Below are 24,716 nucleotides of genomic sequence, written 5' to 3'. Positions count from 1 at the left end.
TCTCCTTACAAATTGTCATAATCCTTTTTGGAAGCAGGACGGAATAATTTTGTAACCCCAGTCTGATCCAGAGCTTTGACAAGATAATATGGGAAAATCCCAGCAAGTACAATCCCGCTGATACAACGGAAGAATACATATAAGAATAAGTTCCATCCAGCTACTTCACCTAAATAACCATAGTAGAAGTCGATAGGGAAAGTAACTAATGCGGCTGCTAGACCAGCAAGTACCGCTACCATTAATTTGCGTGATTTATAACGGAAAATCGCAAAAATAATTTCACACGCTAAACCTTGTAGTAAGCCGTAAACAATTGTCGCAATATCAAAGCGTCCCATTACAATTGTTTCCCCAGCACCAGCAGCGAATTCAGCTAACAGTGCAATACCGGCTTTCGGAATGATTAAGTAAGCAACAACAGCAGCTGCGAACCACATACCGTAAGATAATTCTTCTAAGTGTAAGCCAGTCACTTGCATGGCTTTATACACTAAGTTCCAAATGTTGTAAATGATAGCAAAGATAACTGCGATTAACACAGTAACTAAGATATCTGAAAGCTTAAGTCCTTTAGACATAATGTCAATTCCTCCTATATAAACAAAAAAACACGCAAACTTGTCTAGCAAGCAGCGTGAAAATAAGCATCAGAATACCCTGGTTCTACCCTGAAATCCTAAACCAGTTCATTCTTTACACTTTCCTACGCTAGTCTCAGCTAGATCAGGTTCGAAGGGTTTGAAGCTTTGTGCTTCATCTCAGTTCGAAACACCCCTAGTGTATTTCTTTATTAGATTTATACTAAATGTATGCTTTTTAATAGGTTCTGTCAAGGTGATTTTAGATTTAAGCCAGAGAGAACGGGTATGAAAAAGGCAAGTTCACATTAAGATTACGTTAAATTGTGTATTTAGGATTGAGCATAGCGTCTGAGTCTAATATACTACCATAGAATGATTTACTTTAATTTTTAAAGACACAATGGAATTGTTCATATATAATAACTATGAGGTGAAAAACATGTCGTATATAAAGAAGCACGCTGAAATCATTTATAGTTTGATTATTGGCATTGTTTCACTTTTCATTGGAATCATTGTATTACTCAATCTATCATTTATCCATAAACTTGCGAAGGGGAGCAAGGTTGACATACATATTAATAATGTGTGGGATTTCATCAATGCTTTCTTTGTTGAAATAATACGGATTATGAGTCAATTTATTGGTCATTTCCCAGTGGTCAGCGCCATCTTGATTATCTTGTTCGGTGTTGCATTGCTATGGATTGGCTATTTATTATTTATGACTACAAAATATGATTATGATATCTCAATTTTCTTCCTTATAATAGGAATCTTTTTCTTCCTCATCACAATCGTCTTTATGACACAAGTTTACGGCTTCTTTGCGATTGTATTCGTGGTTCCGTTTATTGTGCATATCGGATACATTGTGTACAAGGATGAGTTGAACAGTGCGCACCAAAAAGAGCACTATCTATGGATTATCTGTACGTACGGAATCAGTTATTTAATTTCTCAAATTTCGTTATATGGCAGAATCGAAAGTCATGAAATTGCGTTAATTGATATTTTAAGTGTCAACGCATTCTTCGTTGTCATGTGGTGTTTAGGTCAAATGTCTATTTGGAATTTCTTATTCCTTAGAAGATCATTGCCGCTAACTAAAGCAGAATTAGGCGAAGAAATGTTGTATTCACGTACAGACAAGAACGGCACAATTAGCCAAACGAAAGAACAGCTGCGTGAAATTCAAGAACGTACACAAGAATTGACATACAGAACACGCAGAAGTATTGATTTAGAGAAAATCAGAAGAAAACGAGATAGTTTCAAAAAAGCAGTTAAAGATAAAGTCAATCTGCAAGAAGACGATTTCCCAACTTGGATGCGTCGTCCAAAATGGATTAAACCGGGTATCGTTGAATTGATTTGCGGTGCGATTTTATTCCTATTTACCTTACTAGAATTAAACAACCGTAATGGTTTGTTTATGTCAGGTGATTGGGAATTATCACAAACATCATATGTAATCGAGTGGATCACACTCTTCTTATTGTTGCTTGTGATTATCGCTTATATCATTACAACATTGACGCATTTCTTACGCGGTAAATTGTATTATGCGCAGTTGTTTATGGTGAGTATTTTATTCTTTAAATTGTTGACAGAATTTGTCAATATTATGATTCATGGATTATTATTATCCATTTTTATTACACCGATTTTATTTATTATGCTTGTGGCGATTACGATTGCGTTTATTATCCAATTACGTACGCCAGCTAAAGCAGAATCACACAAAAGCTGAGGAACTTAAGTTTCCTCGGCTTTTTTAATGGATTTGAGACGTTCTTTTTAGAAAGGAAGCGTCTGATACGTTAAGATAAAAGTAACTACACATAGAAGGCGGAATAATAATATGAAGACAGCAGTATTAAATAAAGGTAAAGAACAAAAGTATTTAAATCAGTATCCATTAGTGGATGAAGAAGATATTTATGAACATAGTCATTTAGAAGATGGTGATATTTTTCATATTGTGACTGATGATGGCCGATACATTGCGACAGCATACGTTGGGCGCCAACATAAAGGATTAGGTTGGGTCTTAAGCTATGATGCTGAAGAAGAAATTAATCAAGAATTTTTTGAAGCGCTATTTGAAGAAGCTTTAGATTATCGACAATACTACTTTGATATCGATGGTACAAATGCATTCAGATTGTTTAATGCAGAAGGAGACGGTGTCGGCGGTTTAACAATTGATTACTACGATCGTCATTTATTAATCCAATGGTATTCAAAAGGGATTTATACGTTCAGAACTGATATTTTAGAAGCTGTTCAAGCTGTCTTTCCTTATACTTCAATTTTTGAGAAGACACGTTTTAAAGACAGTGAAGTATCTAGTGGTTTCGTAACAGGGGAAGCACCGGAATTCCCAATTGTTATTGAAGAAAACTTTACGTTCTATAATATTGATTTAGATGACGGACCGATGACAGGAATTTTCTTAGACCAAAAAGAAGTGCGTAAAAAATTACGTGATGTTTATGCGCCTGACCGCAGTGTTTTGAATTTATTTAGTTATACAGGGGCATTCTCTGTCATTGCAGCACAAACAGCAGCAGAAACGACTAGTGTCGACCTTGCAAATCGTTCTAGAGGTTTGACAGAGGAGAATTTTGGGGTAAATGGTATTGACCCGAAAACACAATATATTTATGTCATGGATACTTTTGACTTCTATCATTATGCGGCAAGACACAATAAGGCTTATGACACGATTGTTATTGATCCGCCAAGTTTTGCGCGTAATAAAAAGAAAGTCTTTACGGTTCAAAAAGACTATCATAAGTTGATTGAAGAAGCTTTACCTGTTTTAAATGATGGAGGTACTTTAATTTTAAGTACAAACTCAAGTGCGTTAACTTCAAAAGCGTTTAAAAACATGATTAAGAGAACGCTTGATGCACAAGATGTAGATTTTGAAATTTTAGAAGCAATGGGACTTCCGAAAGATTTTAAAACACATCCGCACTATAAACCATCAAAATATTTAAAAGTAGTCTTTGTTCGGGTATCAGAAAAAGTGGAAGAAGTAATAATCGAGGAGGACTATTATGGGGATTAAAGATAAATTCATAAAAAAATCTACAGACAAAATTGGAAATAAAATGTTGAAAATTGATCCGGTCGTAGGTAAAGGGCGTTTACCGAAGAATAAAAAGGATTTAGCAAAAAGACGTGAACGCGCTGAAGAATTAGTAAGAAAGAAAGCATTATTGTCATCTTCAGCAAGTGTCATTCCGATTCCAGGATTAGATTTTGGGGTCGATTTAAAGCTGATGAAAGATATTATAGAAGATATTAATAAAATTTACGGTTTAGATCATAAAGAAGTGAACCGTATGAGTGATGATTTAAAAGAACGTGTATTAGTCGCAGCATCAATCCAAGGCAGTCAATTCATCGGACGTACGGTTTCAAAAGGTATCTTGAAAATGGTCGTTAAAGATGTTGCTAAACGTACAGCTGCGAAACAAACAAGATGGTTCCCGGTTGTCGGTCAAGCAATCGCAGCATCAATCAGTTATTATTTCATGAAAAAATTAGGGTACGAGCACATCGATAAATGTGAAAACGTTGCCAAAAAATTAATTTAAAACCGAGTTGTCAATTAAATTGTGCATATTTTCACAAAAACGCTAAATTCATTGCCCTGTATGGATTAAACAAATTGAATTTAGCGTCATATTTTGGTAATGTTAAGGTGTAATAATGTTCAGGTGAGTCACTCACCAATTAATGGATGCGAAGGAGAAAGATTATTATGGAACAACAATCATACACTATCATCGACGAAACAGGTATTCATGCTCGTCCAGCTACAATGCTTGTACAAACAGCTTCAAAATTTGATTCAGATATTCAACTTGAATATAACGGTAAAAAAGTCAACTTAAAATCAATTATGGGTGTTATGAGCTTAGGCGTAGGTAAAGATGCTGACATTACTATCTATGCTGACGGAAGCGACGAAGCTGATGCAATTCAAGCTATCACTGACGTTTTATCTAAAGAAGGTTTAACTAACTAATATGACTAAAAATATTAGAGGGATTGCGGCATCTGATGGTGTCGCAATCGCAAAAGCCTATCTATTAGTAGAACCTGACCTATCGTTTGATAACGGAACAGTGACTGATACAGAGGCTGAAGTTGCTAAATTTAACGGCGCACTTAACACATCAAAAGTTGAATTGACTAAAATCAGAAACAATGCCGAACAACAATTAGGCGCAGATAAAGCGGCTATCTTCGATGCACATTTATTAGTGCTTGAAGATCCAGAACTTATCCAACCTATTGAAGAAAAAATTAAAAATGAAAACGTTAATGCTGCTCAAGCGTTAGCAGATGTTTCAAATCAATTTATCACAATATTTGAATCAATGGACAACGAATACATGGCAGAACGTGCAGCGGATATTCGCGACGTTTCTAAACGTGTATTAGCACACATCTTAGGTGTGGATTTACCAAACCCAAGTATCATTGATGAAAGTGTCGTTATTATCGGGAATGACTTGACACCTTCAGATACTGCACAGTTGAACAAACAATATGTGCAAGGATTTGTGACAAACATTGGAGGCAGAACATCTCACTCTGCAATTATGAGCCGTTCTTTAGAAATCCCAGCAGTCGTTGGTACTAAAACGATTACTGAGGAAGTTGAAGCAGGCGACATCATTATTGTTGATGGTATGACAGGTGATGTTATTGTTAACCCAAGTGACGAAGTTGTAGCACAATATCAAGAAAAACGTGATAACTTCTTCAAAGATAAACAAGAATTACAAAAATTACGTGATGCTGAATCTGTAACAGAAGATGGTCATCATGTAGAATTAGCTGCAAACATCGGTACACCAAACGATTTACCTGGTGTAGTTGAAAATGGTGCAGAAGGTATCGGATTATACCGTACTGAGTTCCTATATATGGGTAGAGATCAAATGCCGACTGAAGACGAACAATTTGAGGCATACAAAGCAGTTCTTGAAGCAATGAAAGGCAAACGTGTGGTTGTTCGTACATTAGATATCGGTGGAGACAAAGAATTACCTTATTTAGACTTACCTGAAGAAATGAACCCATTCTTAGGTTATCGTGCAATCCGCTTGTGCTTAGCACAACCAGAAATTTTCCGTCCGCAATTACGCGCGTTATTACGTGCTTCAGTATACGGAAAATTAAACATTATGTTCCCAATGGTTGCGACAATTCAAGAATTCCGTGATGCGAAAGCATTATTAGAAGAAGAACGTCAAAACCTTAAAAATGAAGGTGTTGAAGTTTCAGATGATATCGAAGTCGGTATCATGGTTGAAATTCCATCGACAGCAGCACTTGCTGATGTCTTTGCGAAAGAAGTAGACTTCTTCAGTATCGGAACAAATGACTTAATCCAATATACAATGGCAGCTGACCGTATGTCAGAACGTGTGTCTTATTTATACCAACCATATAACCCAGCTATTTTACGTTTGGTACAACGTGTTATCGAAGCGTCTCATGCTGAAGGTAAATGGACAGGTATGTGCGGCGAAATGGCCGGAGACCAAACTGCAATTCCATTATTGTTAGGTCTTGGATTAGATGAGTTCTCTATGAGTGCAACTTCAATCCTTAAAGCACGTCGTTTAATCAGAAACTTAAGCGAAGCGCAAATGAAAGACTTAGCAGCGAAAGCAGTGAACTGTGCAACATCAGAAGAAGTTGTTGCTTTAGTAGAAGACTATACGAAACATGCATAATCATTGATAAAATATTAATAAAAACCGTGATGAAATGAATGTCCAATTCATTTTCATCGCGGTTTTATTAGTGTACAAACATTTACTTATTATTTGAGTAATGTAATCAACATACAAAGAATTTAATTACGTGGTATATACTGTGTGTTTTACAAATTTGTGACAAAGATTTAAATTCTGTATAAATATAATGAAAATCTTGATTAGAATAATTGTAAACTAGCATATGAGAGCGTAACATATAAGGTACTGTGTCTATGAACGCAGATTACAGCATAATTGTTTGAATCATTTACCTTAAAGGTAATTTAAAATAGAATGCATTCATTTTTAAGTCAGTCTTTATCGATATCGAGTAATGTGTTGATTTTATCTATGTCCACTTGATACATAGGTGTGTCATCGATTAAGATAAATGGCGTTGAAAATGCATCGAAATCTATCATTTCATTGCGGTATTGTGAGTTTGAAATATTTTTCTCAATGTATGCAATGTGATGATGATCGAGATAATTTTTCACAAACTGACAAGGTGGACAGTCGTTTTGTGTATAAATGACTACGTTCGGCATGTTTTATCTTCCTTTACATTTTATTGATGTGTTTACTGTATTAAAGGGACGATTAAAAATCAAGCTAACCGCCTATATTTGAATGTTTCAAGTTTTTTTGGATTTTGTGTAAACAATTTCCTCCACATTTCATCTGAGACGTTGCGGGCATTAGACAGTAACAAAAATATAGAGAAAAACAGGGTGATATTATGGAAGCAGTAGAACTGAGCAGATTTTTAACTGCCATGACCTTAGCTGTGCATATTATCTTCGCGACTATCGGTGTGGGGATGCCGCTTATGTTCGCAATTGCTGAATTTCTTGGTGTTAAAAGAAATGACGCAAAATATATTACATTAGCTAAGAGATGGGCCAAAGGTTATGCGGTAACTGTTGCGGTAGGGGTTGTAACAGGTACGATTATCGAGTTGCAGCTGTCATTGCTTTGGCCACAATTTATGAAGATTGCAGGACACGTGATTGCCTTGCCATTATTCATGGAAGTCTTCGCATTCTTCTTTGAAGCAATTTTCCTTAGTATTTATTTCTACACTTGGGAACGATTCAAAAACAAATGGACACATTTGATTATGAGTATTCCAGTGGTATTAGGCGGTACATTATCTGCCTTCTTCATCACATCAGTGAACTCATTTATGAATACGCCTGAAGGTTTCCAATTGAAAAATGGCAAAATGATTCATGTTGATCCAGTAGCAGCAATGTTCAACTCATCATTTGGTGTCAGAGCCTTCCACGTAATTACTACAGCAATTATGACAATGGCCTTTATTTTAGCGGCGATTGCAGCATTTAAATTATTGAAAAATAAATTTGAAAAAGACAGAGAATATCATAAGAAAGCATTGAAACTGACTATGATTGTCGGTTTAGTCTTTACACTAGGTTCTATGCTTGCTGGAGACTTATCAGCGAAGTTCTTACACAATGAACAACCTGAAAAATTAGCAGCATATGAATGGCATTATGATACTGAAAAACGTGCAGACTTAGTTCTGTTTGGTGTACTAGATGAGAAAAATCAAGAAGTGCATGGTGCGATTAAAATCCCAGCATTACTCAGCTTCTTATCTGACAACAATATCAATACAGAAGTTGAAGGTTTAAATGAATTCCCTAAAAATGAACAGCCGCCGTTAATTGTCCATTACTTCTTTGACTTAATGGTGACAAGCGGTATCTTCTGTTTCGTTGTTTCAGGTATTTATGTCTTAACACGACTAGTTAAGAAATGGCGTAAGTTCTCAACACACAAAATATTGCTGTATGGCATATTATTAACAGGTCCTGCAGCTATGCTTGCGATTGAGTTCGGCTGGTTCTTAACAGAAATGGGCCGTCAACCTTGGATTTTAAGAGGTTACATGAGAGTGTCTGAAGCAGCTACACATGCAGGCGGTTTACCAGGTGTTACCATCGCATTTGGTGTCGTATACTTTATCATCTTATTCACTGCAGCATATGTATTAATCCGTATGTTCAAGAATAACCCGCCATATAAAGATGTGGAAAAATTAGAAGAGAGCCGAGGTGAAGCATCATGAGTATTACAGCATTTGGAATGATCGTTTTGTATCTGTTCTTATTCTTGTATATCGTTATTGCTTCAATTGACTTTGGTGCAGGTATCTTCATTTTACAATCGAAATTAAGAGGTACTGAAAGCACATTAGTACCGATTATCGGTCGTTATCTGAACCCGATTTGGGAAGTCACAAACGTATTCTTAGTATTCTTTACCGTAGGAATTGTCGGTTTCTTCCCAGATTTCGCGTACTATTATGGTTCGGTTCTGTTAGTGCCAGGATCTATCGCTTTAATCTTACTTACGATTCGCGGTAGTTTCTATGCATTCCAAAACTATGGACCAGATTCGAAATTCTCTTGGCTCGTCTTGCATAGTGTATCTGGATTATTCATCCCGGCTGCATTAAGTATGGGACTTGTTATCTCAGAAGGCGGCTATATTCATAAAACAAGCTCAGGTACAGGTGTCGATTTAAATTGGTTAGATTTATTCTTTAGTCCATTTGCGTGGGCAGTTGTATTCTTAGCTTTAGTTTCAGTAATGTATATTTCATCAGGATTCCTTGCGTATTATGCGCGTAAAGCAGAAAACATGAAGGCCTATAATATTATTCGCATGTGGTTTGTTTTCTGGGGTCCTCCGATGGCTTTAGTATCATTATTTACTTTCATCACATTACGCAGTCAAAACAAGCAACACTTTGATGTTGCGGTTAACCAATATTGGTGGTTATTCTTAATCAGTATATTATGCTTGTTAGCAGCTTGGATTTTATCTATAATGAAAAAATCACCGGGAACAGCATTTATGTTAGTTGTGATTCAAATGGCTACAGCCGTGACAGGTTATGGTTTAAGTAAATGGCCATACATCTTGTATCCATATATCAATGGAGACATTCACAAAACAGATGACCCGATGGCATGGGCCTTAACCATTGCGGCAGTCGTTGGATTATTGATGCTTGTTCCATCACTGATTTTCTTAATGAGATTATTCATCTTCAACAAAGATTATGTTGAAGGTAAGAATGATGAAGGTTATTATTAATATTAAGTCTAAGGTGAGGCGAGGCACAATCATAGGTTGTCTATGATTGAACAGAGCCTTGTCTCATCTTTATTTTTGCGGAGGTTGTAAAAGAAATGGAAAAAGAATTCGTTGTGATAGGGTTAGGTCGTTTCGGCGGCAGTATAGTCCGAGAATTAAATGCGTTAGGCATGGACGTGATGGCTATCGACTTAAGCGAAGCCCGCGTAAATGAATATAGTGAGATCGCGACACATGCGGTAGTCGCAGATACAACAGATGAAGCGGTAATGAAAAGTTTAGGGATTCGTAACTTTGATCAAGTCATTGTGGCGATTGGTGAAAATATTCAAACGAGTACTTTGACAACTCTGATTCTTAAGGAATTAGGGGTTAAGAAGGTTATTGCGAAAGCCCAAAATGATTACCATGCGAAGATTTTAAATAAAATCGGTGCTGACTTAGTTGTCCATCCTGAACGAGATATGGGACGTCGAATTGCGCATAATATTGCGAGTGCCAGTGTCTTGGATTACTTGGAACTTGCGGATGAATATTCAATTGTTGAAGCCAAAGCGAATGAACGTATTGCGGGTCAAACGATTGTAGATTTAGATATCCGTGCAAACTTCGGTATCAATATTATCGCGATTAAACGTGATAAAGATGTTATTATTTCTCCAGATCCGAATATGAATATTGAACTTGGCGATATCTTAATTATGATTGGACACGACAACGACTTAAATCGCTTCGAGAAAAAACTTGTCCACTAACACAACCTTATACAAACAAAAAGCACATTCCGCGTGGAATGTGCTTTTCCTATATTTATCTTTAATTTATAGAAGCTTAGTCTTGTTTAGACTTTTCTTCGTGTTGTTTTGGTTTAGCGTTGCCTTCTTTTTTATGGTGCGGTTTATGATTTCTTGGTTTACGGTTTTTCTGACCATTATTTGAAGGACGTTTGTTTGTCGCATGCTTATGATTTTCTTTACTATTGTGTTGTTTTGGTTCTTGATTTTGTTTTGGGTTTTGTTTTTTATTTGTACGTTTAGGTCTAGATGATTTAGGTTTTTTCGTCGGTGTGATTTGTTCACCGTTCTCATTGACCTTCATAATCACTGGTAAAATCATTGGTTTACGTGCTGTTTTTTCAAACAGGTAAGGTTGTAATGTCTCAATGATTGATGATTTGATTTGATGCCACTGAATGTCTTTGTTTTGGTTCAACTTAGAAATGACTTCAGTTTTGATCTTACGTTGTGCATCGTAAATCAAGTGACCAGATTCGCGCATATAAACGAAACCACGTGAGATGATATCTGGACCTGAAAGTAATGTGTTTGTGTTGAAGTCGATACTTACAACGACAATTACTAAACCTTCTTCAGATAGTAATTTACGGTCACGGATGACTACATTACCGATATCACCGATACCGCTTCCATCTACCAATACATCGCCAGAAGGAATACGTCCAGCTTTACGTGCTGAATCTCTTGTTAGGGCTAAGACATCACCATTATCGAAAATAAAGATGTTGTCTTCATCTACACCGCACTCAACGCCAGTTTGCGCATGTGCTTTCAACATACGGTATTCACCATGAATCGGCATGAAATACTTCGGACGGATTAAGCGTAACATTAATTGTTGATCGCCTTGAGAACCGTGACCTGAAGTATGGATGTTTGAAATCTTGCTGTGAATAACATCAGCGCCTGCACGATATAAAGCATTAATTGTGCGGTTGATACTTTTCGTATTACCTGGGATAGGTGATGAACTGAAGACAACTGTATCTTCAGGAATAATTTTAATTTGTTTGTGTGTACCGTTTGCGATACGTGATAACGCAGCCATCGGTTCACCTTGAGAACCTGTACATAAAATCAAGAGTTCGTGTTTAGGAACAGAGTTGATTTTGCTTGGTTCGATAAATGTTTCAGGTGGCGCTTTGATATAACCAAGCTCCATACCAATTTTAATGTTGTTTTCCATTGAACGGCCGAATACTAAAATTTTACGGTTATATTTAATCGCAGCTTCTACAGCTTGTTGCACACGGTAAATATTAGATGCGAATGTCGCAAAGATAATTCTTCCTGTACATTTACGGAAAATTTTATCGACGTTTTGGCCGACTTCACGTTCACTTAAAGTAAAGTTTGGAACGAGTGAGTTCGTTGAATCAGATAAAAGGGCTAAAACGCCTTCTTCACCGAGTTTCGCCATTTTCGCAATATTAGCTGGTGTACCGACAGGTGTGAAATCAAATTTGAAGTCACCCGTGTGTACAATATTACCTTCAGGTGTTCCAACGATAACACCGTATGCTTCTGGAATACTGTGTGTTGTTAAATAGAATGAAACATTGAAGTGTTTTGACTTGATGACGCTGTCTTCTGTAATTTCATTCAATTCAGCTGTTCTTAATAAATGATGTTCTTCTAATTTGTTTCTGATTAACCCAAGTGCTAAAGGACCGCCATAAATCGGTACGTTAAGTTCTTTTAATAAGAAGGGCACACCGCCGATATGGTCTTCGTGTCCGTGGGTAATAAATAGGCCGATAATTTTATCTTTGTTTTGAACAAGATATGAGTAATCCGGAATGACATAATCGATACCTAATAGATTGTCGTCTGGGAATTTGATACCCGCATCGATTAGGACGATTTCATCCTTATACTCCACTGCATACGTATTCTTACCGATCTCGCCGAGACCGCCGATTGCGTATACACCGACCTCATTATTTTTGAGTTGTTTCATTATTGGATATGCTCCACTTGATAGTCTGGAGATTTTTGTTCATATTCTAAATGTGCGCCCTCTAATTTAGTAATGAACTCGATATTGTAATTACGGTCTTTCAGATATTTTCTTACTTCTTCTTCTGAATTTCCTTCTACGTAAATCGTTTGTGTGTTCTCACGCACGATTACTTCTGCTCTGTCGTCTTGATAAAATACTTTGTAAATTGCCATAATATATTGTTTCCTCCTAAAAATATGTTCAGTTGTTTTAATTTATTGTTCATACAAGCCTAGTTTATTCTTTATGGTTTGTTTCATCATTGTGTTCTTTCTTAAAATAAATACAACATACCAGCTTAACTGCCCAGTATGTTTGCTAGGTTTGTTATAAATGACGTTCTAGTTAGTCATGCATGAAGATTTCTCCATACATATACAGTTATTATTTATTTTACATGATGTAATTCAATAAATAAAGCGGTTTTACTTAGCGACAAGGAAAGCTAGGGGAATATTTATCAAAAAGAGAAAGTCAAAATAAGTGTGGTAAAATATATAAAAGAGAAAACGAAGCGGGTCCAATGATTTAGAGACTAAAAGCAGGTGAGGAAAATGAGTAAGGCTAAAAGAATTATTGAAGATGTAAAAAGAGAAAAGGAAAGACGAGATAAATTGTTTCAAGGTATTTTGTTTGAAAAGCGTGGGAAAGAAATCGTGATGTTCTTTGAATACGAAGAAGTTGTAGATAATGTCTCAGATAATCATCATTTTATACGACATAACCATGATCCAGAGTGGGTGGATAAAAGTATGCTGCCTGAACTTAAAGAAGGTTTAGAACGTTTAAATGTTACGTATCATTGTCGTAAAGATATCTTCATATAATAAGGAAATAGCAGTGTATATAAAAAAAGAGGCCGCTTTATGCGACCTCTCAATTTATGTTTATTCATCAAACAGACGGATAGCATCTTCGTGAGGTTGAAGTGGATTTTCTTTATCAATGTGGTCATAGAACATAATACCGTCTAAATGATCGATTTCATGTTGTACAACAATAGCAATATAGCCTTTAAGTCGTAAGTTGATATCATTGCCATCAATATCTTTAGCTTTAACTGTAATACGATGATGGCGATGCACAAGTCCTGGAATATCTTCATCTACACTTAAGCAGCCTTCACCTGTAGGCAAGTATGCTTCTTGTACACTGTAGCTGACGATCTTCGGATTGATCAACATTAACTCGTATGATTTGCCGTTACCATCATCTGGCAAGTGCACAGCAAGCATACGTTTTGAAATGTTAAGTTGTGGTGCAGCAATACCTACACCTGAACGTAAATTGTATTTACGTGCAATTTCATCATCTTGACTATTGACTAAGAATTCATGCATTTCTTTGATTTTATTACGATCTTCATCTGATAAAGGAAATTTAACTTCTTCAGCTTTTTCACGAAGTGTCGGATGTCCGTCTCTGATTATATCTTTCATAGTAATCATGTCATACACCGTCCTTATTATAAAATATAACAAAAAACTTCCGGATAGAACAGAAAAGTATTTGCGAAATCGCTTAAAATTAATTAACATCATTATTGAAATCCCCAAGGAGGTAATTTGAAGCATGAAAATTAAAAGCACATTTGGTTTAGTGATTGCATCCTCTCTATTATTAGGTGCTTGTTCAACAGACAGCCATCAGATTAAAGAGTACAACAAGACACTGAAAGAAGCCGTACAAAAAGAAGACGAAGCCGTAAAAGTCGGTGAAAAACTAAATAAACTTACAAACGAGAAAAATGATTTAGCTAAGAAAATCAACGGTAAAGATACACAGAAGGTTGTAAAAACTTCTAAAGATATTGTAAGTAATGTAAATGAACGTAAAGATGAATTTAAAAAAGAAGAAAAAGCTTTTGATGCATCTGAGAAAAAGTTTGAAGAGGCTAAAAAGCGGACAAAGGATATTAGAAACGATAAAAGAAGATCCGGCATAGAAAAAACAAACAAAGCATTTGAGAAAAACTATAAAGCGCATGATGAATATGCGAAAGCTTACAACAATAGTTTAGACAAAGAAAAAGATTTATTTGAATACATTGTAAAAACTAACGGTCAAGCAGAACAATCACAGATTGATGAAAAAACAAAAGCAATTGACGACTCTTATAAAGAGGTAAATAACAAAATTAAAAAATATAGCAAAACTCGTGACGAGCGCGGAAAACAAATGGAAGCGGCTCAACAAATCAAATAAACAACACTGATACAGTTTTAGTATAATGACTGGTACAGGTCTTATAACTGTACTTAACACAAGTGATACAGAAGTTTTACAATTCATTTAACAGTTATACAAAACTATGCTATACTAATTTATGGATGAAATGAATTTTCTATTATACGGGAAAGGTATGGTGAATTGAATGGCTCCGAAGTTACAAGCCCAATTCGACGCTGAGCAAGTATTGAAAGATACTGAAGCACAATTTAAGATGGTCCAAGTATTGGACGAAAATGGTAAAGTAGTGAATGAAGACTTAGTACCTGATTTAACTGATGAGCAATTAGTTGAATTAATGGAAAGAATGGTATGGACTCGTGTCCTAGACCAACGTTCTGTTTCTTTAAACAGACAAGGACGTTTAGGCTTCTACGCACCAACAGCTGGTCAAGAAGCTTCACAACTAGCTTCACAATATGCATTAGAGAAAGAAGACTGGATTCTTCCAGGTTACCGTGATGTTCCACAAATCATTTGGCACGGTTTACCACTTACAGAAGCATTCTTATTCTCAAGAGGACACTTTAAAGGAAACCAATTCCCTGAAGGTGTAAACGCATTCAGTCCTCAAATCATCATCGGTGCACAATATATTCAAACTGCCGGTGTTGCATTAGGTCTTAAAAAACGCGGTAAAAAAGCAGTAGCTATCACTTATACAGGTGACGGCGGTTCATCACAAGGTGACTTCTACGAAGGTATCAACTTTGCTTCGGCTTATAAAGTGCCGGCAATCTTTGTAATTCAAAACAACAACTACGCGATTTCGACACCAAGAAGCAAGCAAACAGCTGCAATCACATTAGCTCAAAAAGCAATCGCAGTAGGTATCCCTGGTATTCAAGTTGACGGTATGGACCCATTAGCTGTATATCAAGCAACTAAAGAAGCACGTGATCGTGCAGTTAACGGTGAAGGCCCAACATTAATTGAAACTATGACTTACCGTTATGGTCCACATACAATGGCTGGGGATGACCCAACACGTTACAGAACTTCAGATGAAGATTCTGATTGGGAGAAAAAAGACCCATTAGTTCGTTTCAGAGCATTCTTAGAAGCTAAAGGCTTATGGAATGAAGAAAAAGAAAACGAAGTAATCGAACGTGCAAAAGACGAAATCAAAACTGCAATTAAAGCAGCTGATAAAGTTGAAAAACAAACTGTTACTGACTTGATGGAAATCATGTACGAAGATATGCCTCAAAACTTAAAAGAACAGTATGAAATTTACAAAGAGAAGGAGTCGAAGTAAGCCATGGCACAAATGACAATGGTACAAGCGATTAACAACGCACTTAAAACTGAACTTCAAAACGATGAAAATGTTTTGCTTTTTGGTGAAGACGTTGGTGTTAACGGTGGCGTATTCCGTGTAACGGAAGGTCTGCAAAAAGAATTCGGTGAAGATCGTGTATTCGATACTCCGCTTGCTGAATCAGGTATCGGCGGTTTAGCACTTGGATTAACGGTAGAAGGTTACCGTCCAGTAATGGAAATCCAATTCTTAGGTTTCGTATTCGAAGTATTTGACTCTGTTGCAGGTCAAATTGCACGTACAAGATTCCGTTCAGGTAACACAAAAACTGCACCTGTTACAATCCGTGCGCCATTCGGTGGTGGTGTACACACACCAGAATTACACGCAGATAACTTAGAAGGTATCTTGGCACAATCACCAGGATTAACAGTAGTTATCCCATCTAACCCATATGATGCAAAAGGTTTATTGATTTCTGCAATCAGAAGCAATGACCCAGTTGTATATTTAGAGCACATGAAATTATACCGTTCATTCCGTGAAGAAGTTCCTGAAGAGGAATACACAATTGAACTTGGTAAAGCGAACGTTAAAAAAGAAGGCGATGACATCACAATTATCGCTTACGGTGCAATGGTTCAAGAATCATTAAAAGCAGCGGAAGAACTTGAAAAAGATGGTGTATCAGCGGAAGTTATCGACTTACGTACAGTACAACCAATCGATTTCGATACATTAGTAGCTTCAGTTGAAAAAACTGGCCGTGCAGTAGTAGTTCAAGAAGCACAACGTCAAGCTGGCGTAGGTGCACAAGTAGCAGCTGAACTATCTGAGCGCACAATCCTTTCATTAGAAGCTCCGATTGCACGTGTTGCAGCAGCAGATACTGTTTATCCGTTTACTGAAGCGGAAAATGTTTGGTTACCAAACAAAAACGATATCGTCGAATCTGCAAAAGCTACTTTAAACTTCTAATTGTTTAATAGAGCGTGAGTCGGCATATTTAAATGAACTTATGGGTATAGTTGAATCAACACTTCAGCTTTCCATAAGTCAGACAACCAAATTTGCTCTTGCGATCTCATGTACTTTGCAAGGGCAAATGGTTTGTTATGAAGTAGTAAAAATAAATTGAAGATAGATTTCATTGAAACGAAATCAAGTTTTATGTCAAACTATAAACTAGAACATCAAATTGATTATATTATCAGTAGTTTAATCAAGGCTTATGTACAGACTTGAAGACACTTTTGTTTTAATCAATTGTTTTGTGCTGGTTTATGTGACTTAAATTGACTTTTAGGAGGACAAGAACGTGGCATTTGAATTTAAATTACCCGATATTGGTGAAGGTATCCACGAAGGTGAAATTGTTAAGTGGTTTGTAAAAGCTGGAGACGAAATCCAAGAAGACGATATTCTATGTGAAGTACAAAACGACAAATCTGTTGTAGAAATCCCTTCTCCAGTTAACGGTACAATCGAAGAAGTTGTTGTAGAAGAAGGAACTGTAGCAGTCGTTGGCGACACAATTATCAAAATTGATTCTCCAGACGCTGAAGAAATGTCATTCAAAGGCGGACACAGTAACGATTCTGCTCAAGAAGAAGATGCAGGCCAAGAAGAAACTAAAGATCAAGCACAATCAGTTTCAGAACAAGATACTTCAAACGTAGCACCAGCTGCTGACGAAGAAGTAGATGAAAACAGAAGAGTTAAAGCAATGCCTTCTGTACGTAAATTTGCACGTGAAAATAATGTAAATATCAAAGCAGTTCAAGGTTCTGGTAAAAACGGCCGTATCACTAAAGCTGACGTTGAAGCTTACTTAAGCGGAGATGCACCAAGTGCAGAAACTAGCGAAGCTCCAGCAACTGAAGCAGCAGCATCACAAGAAACAGCTGCAGCACCAGTATCAGCTGAAGGCGAATACCCAGAAACTCGTGAAAAAATCCCTGCAATGCGTAAAGCGATTGCGAAAGCAATGGTTAACTCTAAACACACTGCGCCTCACGTAACATTAATGGACGAAGTGGAAGTTCAAGCATTATGGGATCACCGTAAGAAATTCAAAGAAATTGCTGCGGAACAAGGTACTAAATTAACATTCTTACCATATGTTGTTAAAGCATTAGTATCAGCACTTAAGAAATACCCAGCATTAAATACTGAATTTGATGATGCAAACGGTGAAGTAGTACACAAACACTACTGGAACATCGGTATCGCTGCAGATACAGACCGCGGTTTATTAGTACCGGTTGTTAAACATGCTGATCGTAAATCAATGTTCGAAATCTCAGATGAAATTAACGAACTTGCTGTTAAAGCACGTGACGGTAAATTGACTTCTGACGAAATGAAAGGTGCATCATGCACAATCAGTAACATCGGTTCAGCAGGCGGCCAATGGTTCACACCAGTAATCAACCACCCAGAAGTTGCTATCTTGGGTATTGGTCGTATTGCACAAAAACCTATTGTTAAGGATGGGGAAATTGTTGCAGCACCTGTATTAGCATTATCATTAAGCTTTGACCACAGACAAATTGACGGAGCTACTGGTCAAAACGCAATGAACCACATCAAACGTTTATTAAATAATCCAGAATTATTATTAATGGAGGGGTAAAACATGGTAGTTGGTGATTTTCCAATTGAAACAGATACTATTGTAATCGGAGCAGGTCCTGGCGGTTATGTTGCCGCAATCCGCGCAGCACAATTAGGTCAAAAAGTGACAATCGTTGAGAAAGGCGAATTAGGCGGTGTATGTCTTAACGTAGGATGTATCCCATCTAAAGCGTTATTACACGTATCACACGTATTCCAAGAGTCTAAAAACTCTGAAGATCTAGGTATCATCGCTAAAGACGTTGAACTTAAATTCGAAAAAGTTCAAGAGTTCAAAAAGTCTGTAGTTAACAAATTAACAGGCGGCGTTGAAGGTCTATTAAAAGGAAACAAAATAGAAATTGTCAAAGGTGAAGCTTACTTCCACGACAAAAACAGCTTACGTGTAATGGACGAAAAAAGCGCTCAAACTTACAACTTCAAACATGCGATTATCGCAACAGGTTCTAGATCGATTGAAATTCCTAATTTCAAATTCGGCGAACGCGTAATCGATTCAACTGGTGCGTTAAACTTACAAGAAGCACCTAAGAAATTAGTTGTTGTAGGTGGCGGTTACATCGGTTCTGAATTAGGTACAGCATTTGCGAACTTCGGTACAGAAGTTACTATCTTAGAAGGCGCTAAAGATATCTTAGGCGGTTTCGAAAAACAATTAACACAACCTGTTAAGAAAAAAATGAAAGAAAAAGGTATGGAAATTGTTACTGAAGCAATGGCTAAATCTGCTGAAGAAACAGAAAACGGCGTTAAAGTAACTTACGAAGCTAAAGGCGAAGAAAAAACAATCGACGCTGATTACGTATTAGTTACAGTAGGTCGTCGTCCAAACACTGATGAAATGGGTCTTGAAGAATTAGGTCTTAAATTCGCAGACCGCGGTTTATTAGAAGTTGACGAACAAAGCCGTACTTCACTTGATAACATCTATGCTATCGGTGATATCGTTCCTGGTTTACCACTTGCTCATAAAGCAAGCTATGAAGGTAAAGTAGCAGCTGAAGCAATCTCTGGTGAAAAATCAGCAGTAGATTACATCGGTATGCCTGCAGTATGCTTCACTGAACCAGAAATCGCAACAGTAGGTCTTTCTGAAGCGCAAGCGAAAGAAGAAGGTTTAGAATATAAAGCTTCTAAATTCCCTTACGCAGCAAACGGCCGTGCGTTATCATTAAACGATACTACTGGTTTCGTTAAATTGATCACACTTAAAGAAGATGACACATTAGTAGGTGCACAAATTGTTGGTGCAGGTGCTTCTGACATCATCTCTGAATTAGGTCTAGCAATTGAAGCTGGTATGAATGCTGAAGATATCGCATTAACAGTACATGCTCACCCAACATTAGGTGAAATGAGCATGGAAGCAGCTGAAAAAGCACTTGGATTACCAATCCACACTATGTAATAACACCCAACATTAGAATAAGCATATAAACTGAAACCGTCGGGCTTTTAAGCTCGGCGGTTTTTTTATCATACATGTTATAATATGGCTGAAATCAAATAGATAGGAGGAATATATATATGGAATATCAATATCCTATTGATGTCGATTGGTCTCAAGAAGAAATGATAGATGTGATTCATTTCTTTAATCGTGTTGAAGATTATTATGAACGTCAAGTCGACAGAGATGACTTTATGAATGCTTATCGCAACTTTAAAAAGGTCGTTCCAGGTAAAGCAGATGAGAAGAATATCTTAGATGATTTTGAAAAAGGCAGCGGCTATAATAGCTATCGTGCGATCAAACGTATCAAAAACGAAACTGAAACTAAAAAATTTAGTGCAAATGATTAAAATTATATTGTAAATCAGGTGCAGTTCTGTTATTTTTAGTAAGCGTTAAACTTAAAGTTTACTAATACTAAACAGAACTGTGCTTTTTTTATGTCATTTTTTAAGCAAGAGAGTGAGGTCATTCATGAATATTGGATTGAAATTACGTAATTTACGTAAAATCAAACAGCTGACACAAGAAGAATTAGCAGAGCGGACAGATTTATCTAAAGGCTATATTTCACAAATAGAAAGCGGACAATCCTCACCAAGTATGGAAACCTTTCTACAATTATTAGAAGTGCTCGGAACATCACCAGAGACTTTTTTTAAAGAAAAAGAAGCTGAGAAGGTGTTGTATCCAAAGGATGAACAAACGGTCTATGACGAATATGATGAAGGTTATATTTTAACGTGGCCGATTGCCCGTTCGAATGAATTTGAAATGGAACCGTTATTTATTCAATTACATCCGCATACTGCATATAAAAATTTTAAACCTTCTGATTCAGATACATTCATATATTGTTTAGAAGGAGAGCTGACTTTAACACTTGGAGAACATGTCTATCATGCCAAAGCAGGAGATGCGCTTTATTTTAAAGCACATGATAAACATCAGTTGTCTAATCAAACTGATACAGAAACGAAAGCCATGATGGTGGTTACTGCATCGTACTTATAGGAGGAAAGAACATATGTCGCTATTATCGTTATTAGGAGTGAGTAAACAATACGATGGCAAAACCATCTTAGACGATATCTCTATTGATTTCGAAGAAGGAAAATTTTATACCTTACTAGGTCCTTCGGGATGTGGTAAAACAACCATTTTAAAAATTATTGCAGGTTTTGAACAAGCAGATTCAGGAGACGTATTATACGGAAACCATAATATCAATGGAATTCCAGCTAATAAACGTCAAGTAAACACAGTCTTTCAAGATTATGCGTTATTTCCACATTTAAATGTGTATGAAAATATTGCTTTTGGTTTGAAATTGAAAAAACTATCAAACAAAGCGATTAAATCGAAAGTGGCTGAAGCGTTGAAGCTCGTAAAATTAGAAGGTTATGAACAACGTACGATTGATGAAATGAGTGGCGGACAAAAACAACGTGTGGCCATTGCGCGTGCCATTGTGAATGAACCTAAGATCTTATTGTTAGATGAATCTCTATCTGCCTTAGATTTAAAGTTGCGTACAGAAATGCAGTATGAATTACGTGCACTTCAAAAACGTTTAGGCATCACATTTATCTTTGTCACACATGATCAAGAAGAAGCACTAGCCTTAAGTGATTATATTGCGGTTATCAAAGCAGGTAAAATCCAACAATTTGATACACCGATTAATATTTATGATGAACCGGTCAATCGCTTTGTGGCTGACTTTATCGGTGAATCTAATATTATAGAAGGTACGATGGTGCGAGATCGTTTAGTAAATATTTATGATAAAGAAATTGAATGTGTGGATATGGGAATCCTTGAAGGGACTAAAATCGAAGTAGTCATTCGTCCTGAAGATATTTTAATTACAAATCAAACTCAAGGTTTATTTAAAGCAGTTGTGAAGTCTACCTTGTTTAGAGGTGTGCATTATGAAGTCACATGTCAGGACCAAGAAGGTTATGAATGGATGATTCAAACGACAAAGAAAGCGAAGGTTGGAGATACAGTCGGTTTGTATTTTGAACCAGATGCGATTCATATCATGGTGCCAGGTGAAACAGAAGCGGAATTTGATAAACGTATTGAAAGTTATGAGGACTAAACGATGACAAAATTAAATAAATACTTAATGGTTCCTTATATGATTTGGATGGTAGGTTTTATTATCATTCCAGTAATTTTATTAGTATATTTCTCATTTTTAGATAATCAAGGCCATTTCAGTTTGACGAACTATCAACAGATTTTAAGTATGCGTTATGTCAAAATGATGGGGATTTCTATTCTATATGCGGCCATCATTACGCTCGTCACATTGATTATCAGTTATCCAGCAGCCTATTTTATTCGTCAATCTGTACATCAAAACATGTGGATTTTAATATTAATTATTCCGACGTGGATTAATTTACTTCTCAAGACGTATGCATTTATCGGGATTTTGAGTCATGATGGTATTATCAATCAAATATTAAATGTGATGCATCTTCCTCATATGGAACTATTATTTACTGCGTCTGCGTTTATTATCGTTGCGAGTTATATTTATATCCCATTTATGATTTTACCGATTTTCAATAGCATGAAGACGATTCCTGAGAATTTAATTCAAGCGTCTACAGACCTCGGTGCCAATCGTTGGACGACGTTTTTAAAAGTCATTTTACCTTTGACGAAAGAAGGCGTACTCTCTGGAATTCAAGTCACGTTTATTCCAGCTTTGTCACTGTTCATGATTACGCGTTTAATCGCGGGTAACAAAGTGATTAATATCGGGACATCTATTGAAGAACAATTCTTAGTGATTCAAAACTACGGCATGGGTTCAACCATTGCGATTGTTTTAATCTTATTTATGGCGTTCGTGTTAGTCATCACGAAATCAGGCAACGAAGGAGGACGCAGATCATGACATGGTATGGCAAAGTCTATCTTTGGTTATTAGTCATCGGCTTATATGTACCGATTATCTTCTTAATGGTATATTCCTTTAATTCAGGCGGCAATATGATTCATTTTGAAGGCTTCACGTTAGAACATTATCAAAGTTTATTTCAAGATGATCGTTTAATGGCTATCTTATTCAATACGATTGCAGTGGCATTATTAGCTGCAGCCGTGTCTACTGTAATTGGTACGTTTGGTGCTATTGCGCTGTATCATTTACGTCAGAAACGTTTGAAATTGACATTTATGACGTTAAATAATGTGTTATTGGTCTCTTCTGATGTCGTAATCGGAGCGTCATTCTTAATTATGTTTACTGCTATCGGTCATTTTACAGGAATGGGGCTCGGCTTTTGGACGGTATTAATTTCGCATATTGCGTTTTGTATTCCGATTGTAGTCATTATTGTGTTGCCGCAACTTTATGATATGAATCAAAATATGTTTGTGGCTGCGAGAGATTTAGGCGCAACAGAATGGCAGATTTTAAATCGTGTCATGATTCCGAATTTGATGCCTGCGATTATGGCTGGTTTCTTTATGGCATTGACTTACTCATTAGACGACTTTACTGTCAGCTTCTTTGTGACAGGTAACGGTTTTAGTGTGTTATCAGTAGAAATTTATGCGATGGCACGTAAAGGTATTAGTATGGAAATCAATGCGATTTCAACGTTAATCTTTGGCGTTATCATCATTGGTATTATCGGATACTATATGATTCAGCGTTATACAAAACGCCGCTTGTCCTTGAAACGAGGTGTACTGCGATGAAGCGATTTTTACAATTGATTATCGGTGCACTGGTGATAGGAGTCATTTGTTTAGGAATCAGTAAATGGTATGGCAGTGAAGCACATCAAGCATCAGGCAAGAAACTTTATGTGTATAACTGGGGAGAATATATCGACCCGGAGTTAATCGATAAGTTTGAGAAAGAAACTGGCATTCAAGTGATTTATGAAACGTTTGATTCAAACGAAGCGATGGAAGCAAAAATTCGTAATGGCGGTACGCATTATGATGTCGCATTTCCAAGTGAATATACGGTTCAAAAGATGAAAAAGGATGATTTATTAGTTCCTCTAGATCATAGTAAGCTGCCAAACATGAAATATTTAGATAAAAATTACATGAATATGGATTATGATAAACATAATCGTTATTCTATACCTTACTTCTTCGGTACAGTGGGTATACTTTATAATAAAGACGCCTATCCACATGATGATTTTTCAAGTTGGAGAAGTTTATATAATCCGAAGTTTAAAAATGATATCATATTAGTGGATGGTGCGAGGGAAGTGATGGGCTTAAGTTTGAATAAACTCGGCTACAGCTTAAATGAAACGAATCCGAAACGTTTAGATGAAGCGGAAGCGGATTTAGCGCATTTAGCCCCTCAAGTCAAAGGGATTGTCGGTGATGAAGTAACGATGATGTTAGAACAACACGAAGCGAATATTGCAGTCGTATGGAGCGGCACTGCAGCACCGATTGTACAAGAGAATCCTGAATTTGACTATGTCGTCCCAAAAGAAGGCTCTAACTTGTGGTTCGATACGATGGTAATCCCAAAAACAGCACAAAACCAAGCAGGTGCGTATCAGTTTATTAATTTCTTGTTAGACCCAAAAAACAGTAAGCAAAATACTGAATGGGTCGGTTATGCGACGCCGAATGAAGCGGCTAAAAAGCGTTTACCGAAAGAAATTAAAAATGATCAAAGGTTTTATCCTTCAAAAGAAACACAAAGTAGGCTTGAAGTCTATAAAGATTTGGGTAAAGATATTTTAAATGATTATAATGAGCATTTTTTGAATTTCAAAATGTCATTACAATAATATTTTGATTAGTAAGTAGAGTAGGGAGTGTTAATG

25 protein-coding genes and 1 riboswitch are annotated in these 24,716 nt (G+C 36.6%); of the genes, 20 read left to right on the top strand and 5 right to left on the bottom strand.

Annotated elements, in window-relative coordinates; genetic code table 11:
• Window positions 1–5 precede the first annotated feature (5 nt).
• On the bottom strand, window positions 6–581 hold the full coding sequence (locus tag MUA87_RS08795; protein WP_002480508.1) for an ECF transporter S component: 576 nt from the start codon (window positions 579–581) through the stop codon (window positions 6–8).
• Window positions 582–686: 105 nt separating this feature from the next.
• Window positions 687–789: riboswitch (TPP riboswitch) on the bottom strand.
• A 234-nt stretch (window positions 790–1,023) separates the two neighbouring features.
• On the opposite strand from MUA87_RS08795, the gene auxA reads away from it, so the two are divergent.
• The 5 genes from auxA (at window position 1,024) to ptsP (ending at window position 6,352) form a co-directional block, all read left to right on the top strand.
• The gene (gene auxA / locus MUA87_RS08790) at window positions 1,024–2,337 is read left to right on the top strand and encodes a lipoteichoic acid stability factor AuxA (protein ID WP_023015947.1); all 1,314 of its coding nucleotides are present in this window, start codon (window positions 1,024–1,026) and stop codon (window positions 2,335–2,337) included.
• Between the two features lie 111 nt (window positions 2,338–2,448).
• Window positions 2,449–3,663, top strand: a complete 1,215-nt coding sequence (locus MUA87_RS08785; protein WP_156666467.1) for a class I SAM-dependent rRNA methyltransferase — start codon at window positions 2,449–2,451, stop codon at window positions 3,661–3,663.
• Window positions 3,653–4,195 carry a DUF697 domain-containing protein gene (locus MUA87_RS08780; protein WP_262550561.1) on the top strand — a complete coding sequence of 181 codons (543 nt, stop codon included), beginning with the start codon at window positions 3,653–3,655 and terminating at the stop codon, window positions 4,193–4,195. The genes MUA87_RS08785 and MUA87_RS08780 overlap by 11 nt, the downstream gene beginning before the upstream one ends.
• 167 nt (window positions 4,196–4,362) lie before the next feature.
• A complete protein-coding gene (locus MUA87_RS08775) occupies window positions 4,363–4,629 on the top strand; it encodes a phosphocarrier protein HPr (RefSeq protein WP_002480512.1) in 267 nt (88 codons plus the stop codon).
• Window position 4,630: 1 nt separating this feature from the next.
• Window positions 4,631–6,352, top strand: a complete 1,722-nt coding sequence (gene ptsP, locus MUA87_RS08770) for a phosphoenolpyruvate--protein phosphotransferase (RefSeq protein ID WP_262550559.1) — start codon at window positions 4,631–4,633, stop codon at window positions 6,350–6,352.
• Window positions 6,353–6,687: 335 nt separating this feature from the next.
• Here the strand turns inward: ptsP and MUA87_RS08765 are convergent, their stop codons facing one another.
• Entirely contained in the window at window positions 6,688–6,924 is a 237-nt protein-coding gene (locus tag MUA87_RS08765) for a glutaredoxin family protein (RefSeq protein ID WP_262550557.1), read from the bottom strand.
• Between the two features lie 191 nt (window positions 6,925–7,115).
• On the opposite strand from MUA87_RS08765, the gene MUA87_RS08760 reads away from it, so the two are divergent.
• The 3 genes from MUA87_RS08760 (at window position 7,116) to MUA87_RS08750 (ending at window position 10,260) form a co-directional block, all read left to right on the top strand.
• Window positions 7,116–8,471 (top strand): cytochrome ubiquinol oxidase subunit I, encoded by a 1,356-nt coding sequence (locus tag MUA87_RS08760; protein ID WP_002480515.1) that lies wholly within the window; start codon window positions 7,116–7,118, stop codon window positions 8,469–8,471.
• The gene (locus MUA87_RS08755; RefSeq protein ID WP_002480516.1) at window positions 8,468–9,505 is read left to right on the top strand and encodes a cytochrome d ubiquinol oxidase subunit II; all 1,038 of its coding nucleotides are present in this window, start codon (window positions 8,468–8,470) and stop codon (window positions 9,503–9,505) included. Before MUA87_RS08760 ends, MUA87_RS08755 begins: the two co-directional genes overlap by 4 nt.
• 95 nt (window positions 9,506–9,600) lie before the next feature.
• Window positions 9,601–10,260, top strand: a complete 660-nt coding sequence (locus MUA87_RS08750; RefSeq protein ID WP_002480517.1) for a potassium channel family protein — start codon at window positions 9,601–9,603, stop codon at window positions 10,258–10,260.
• A gap of 76 nt (window positions 10,261–10,336) precedes the next feature.
• Here MUA87_RS08750 and rnjA read toward each other — a convergent pair whose 3' ends face one another.
• Together rnjA and MUA87_RS08740 are read right to left on the bottom strand one after the other, a co-directional pair.
• Window positions 10,337–12,262, bottom strand: coding sequence for a ribonuclease J1 (gene rnjA, locus MUA87_RS08745; protein WP_023015944.1), 1,926 nt, complete (start codon window positions 12,260–12,262; stop codon window positions 10,337–10,339).
• Complete coding sequence (locus MUA87_RS08740) at window positions 12,262–12,477, bottom strand: DNA-dependent RNA polymerase subunit epsilon (RefSeq protein ID WP_002480519.1); 216 nt, start codon at window positions 12,475–12,477, stop codon at window positions 12,262–12,264. Before MUA87_RS08740 ends, rnjA begins: the two co-directional genes overlap by 1 nt.
• Before the next feature lie 381 nt (window positions 12,478–12,858).
• Here MUA87_RS08740 and MUA87_RS08735 point away from each other — a divergent pair, with 381 nt between their 5' ends.
• Window positions 12,859–13,131, top strand: coding sequence for a hypothetical protein (locus MUA87_RS08735; RefSeq protein ID WP_002480520.1), 273 nt, complete (start codon window positions 12,859–12,861; stop codon window positions 13,129–13,131).
• A gap of 60 nt (window positions 13,132–13,191) precedes the next feature.
• Here the strand turns inward: MUA87_RS08735 and def are convergent, their stop codons facing one another.
• Window positions 13,192–13,752, bottom strand: a complete 561-nt coding sequence (gene def, locus MUA87_RS08730; RefSeq protein WP_002480521.1) for a peptide deformylase — start codon at window positions 13,750–13,752, stop codon at window positions 13,192–13,194.
• A gap of 124 nt (window positions 13,753–13,876) precedes the next feature.
• Between def and MUA87_RS08725 the strand changes: the two genes are divergently transcribed.
• From MUA87_RS08725 to MUA87_RS08675, 11 genes are all read left to right on the top strand, one after another.
• Window positions 13,877–14,509 (top strand): YkyA family protein, encoded by a 633-nt coding sequence (locus tag MUA87_RS08725; protein WP_070848564.1) that lies wholly within the window; start codon window positions 13,877–13,879, stop codon window positions 14,507–14,509.
• A 169-nt stretch (window positions 14,510–14,678) separates the two neighbouring features.
• On the top strand, window positions 14,679–15,791 hold the full coding sequence (pdhA, locus tag MUA87_RS08720) for a pyruvate dehydrogenase (acetyl-transferring) E1 component subunit alpha (RefSeq protein ID WP_002480523.1): 1,113 nt from the start codon (window positions 14,679–14,681) through the stop codon (window positions 15,789–15,791).
• A gap of 3 nt (window positions 15,792–15,794) precedes the next feature.
• A complete protein-coding gene (locus MUA87_RS08715) occupies window positions 15,795–16,772 on the top strand; it encodes an alpha-ketoacid dehydrogenase subunit beta (protein WP_002480524.1) in 978 nt (325 codons plus the stop codon).
• A gap of 340 nt (window positions 16,773–17,112) precedes the next feature.
• Complete coding sequence (locus tag MUA87_RS08710) at window positions 17,113–18,429, top strand: dihydrolipoamide acetyltransferase family protein (protein ID WP_002480525.1); 1,317 nt, start codon at window positions 17,113–17,115, stop codon at window positions 18,427–18,429.
• Between the two features lie 3 nt (window positions 18,430–18,432).
• Window positions 18,433–19,839: a dihydrolipoyl dehydrogenase gene (gene lpdA, locus MUA87_RS08705; protein WP_262550554.1), complete on the top strand. Its 1,407-nt coding sequence runs from the start codon at window positions 18,433–18,435 to the stop codon at window positions 19,837–19,839.
• Between the two features lie 119 nt (window positions 19,840–19,958).
• Window positions 19,959–20,234, top strand: a complete 276-nt coding sequence (locus MUA87_RS08700; protein ID WP_002480527.1) for a UPF0223 family protein — start codon at window positions 19,959–19,961, stop codon at window positions 20,232–20,234.
• A 124-nt stretch (window positions 20,235–20,358) separates the two neighbouring features.
• Window positions 20,359–20,898, top strand: a complete 540-nt coding sequence (locus MUA87_RS08695; protein ID WP_002480528.1) for a helix-turn-helix domain-containing protein — start codon at window positions 20,359–20,361, stop codon at window positions 20,896–20,898.
• A 13-nt stretch (window positions 20,899–20,911) separates the two neighbouring features.
• The gene (locus MUA87_RS08690; protein WP_262550552.1) at window positions 20,912–21,991 is read left to right on the top strand and encodes an ABC transporter ATP-binding protein; all 1,080 of its coding nucleotides are present in this window, start codon (window positions 20,912–20,914) and stop codon (window positions 21,989–21,991) included.
• Window positions 21,992–21,994: 3 nt separating this feature from the next.
• Complete coding sequence (locus tag MUA87_RS08685) at window positions 21,995–22,801, top strand: ABC transporter permease (RefSeq protein WP_002480530.1); 807 nt, start codon at window positions 21,995–21,997, stop codon at window positions 22,799–22,801.
• The gene (locus MUA87_RS08680; RefSeq protein ID WP_002480531.1) at window positions 22,798–23,610 is read left to right on the top strand and encodes an ABC transporter permease; all 813 of its coding nucleotides are present in this window, start codon (window positions 22,798–22,800) and stop codon (window positions 23,608–23,610) included. Before MUA87_RS08685 ends, MUA87_RS08680 begins: the two co-directional genes overlap by 4 nt.
• Window positions 23,607–24,680, top strand: coding sequence for an ABC transporter substrate-binding protein (locus MUA87_RS08675; RefSeq protein ID WP_060803908.1), 1,074 nt, complete (start codon window positions 23,607–23,609; stop codon window positions 24,678–24,680). The genes MUA87_RS08680 and MUA87_RS08675 overlap by 4 nt, the downstream gene beginning before the upstream one ends.
• Window positions 24,681–24,716: the final 36 nt, after the last annotated feature.

Source organism: Staphylococcus simulans, from assembly GCF_025561465.1.
Classification (GTDB): domain Bacteria; phylum Bacillota; class Bacilli; order Staphylococcales; family Staphylococcaceae; genus Staphylococcus; species Staphylococcus simulans.
This window is presented reverse-complemented; position numbering and strand designations above follow the sequence as displayed.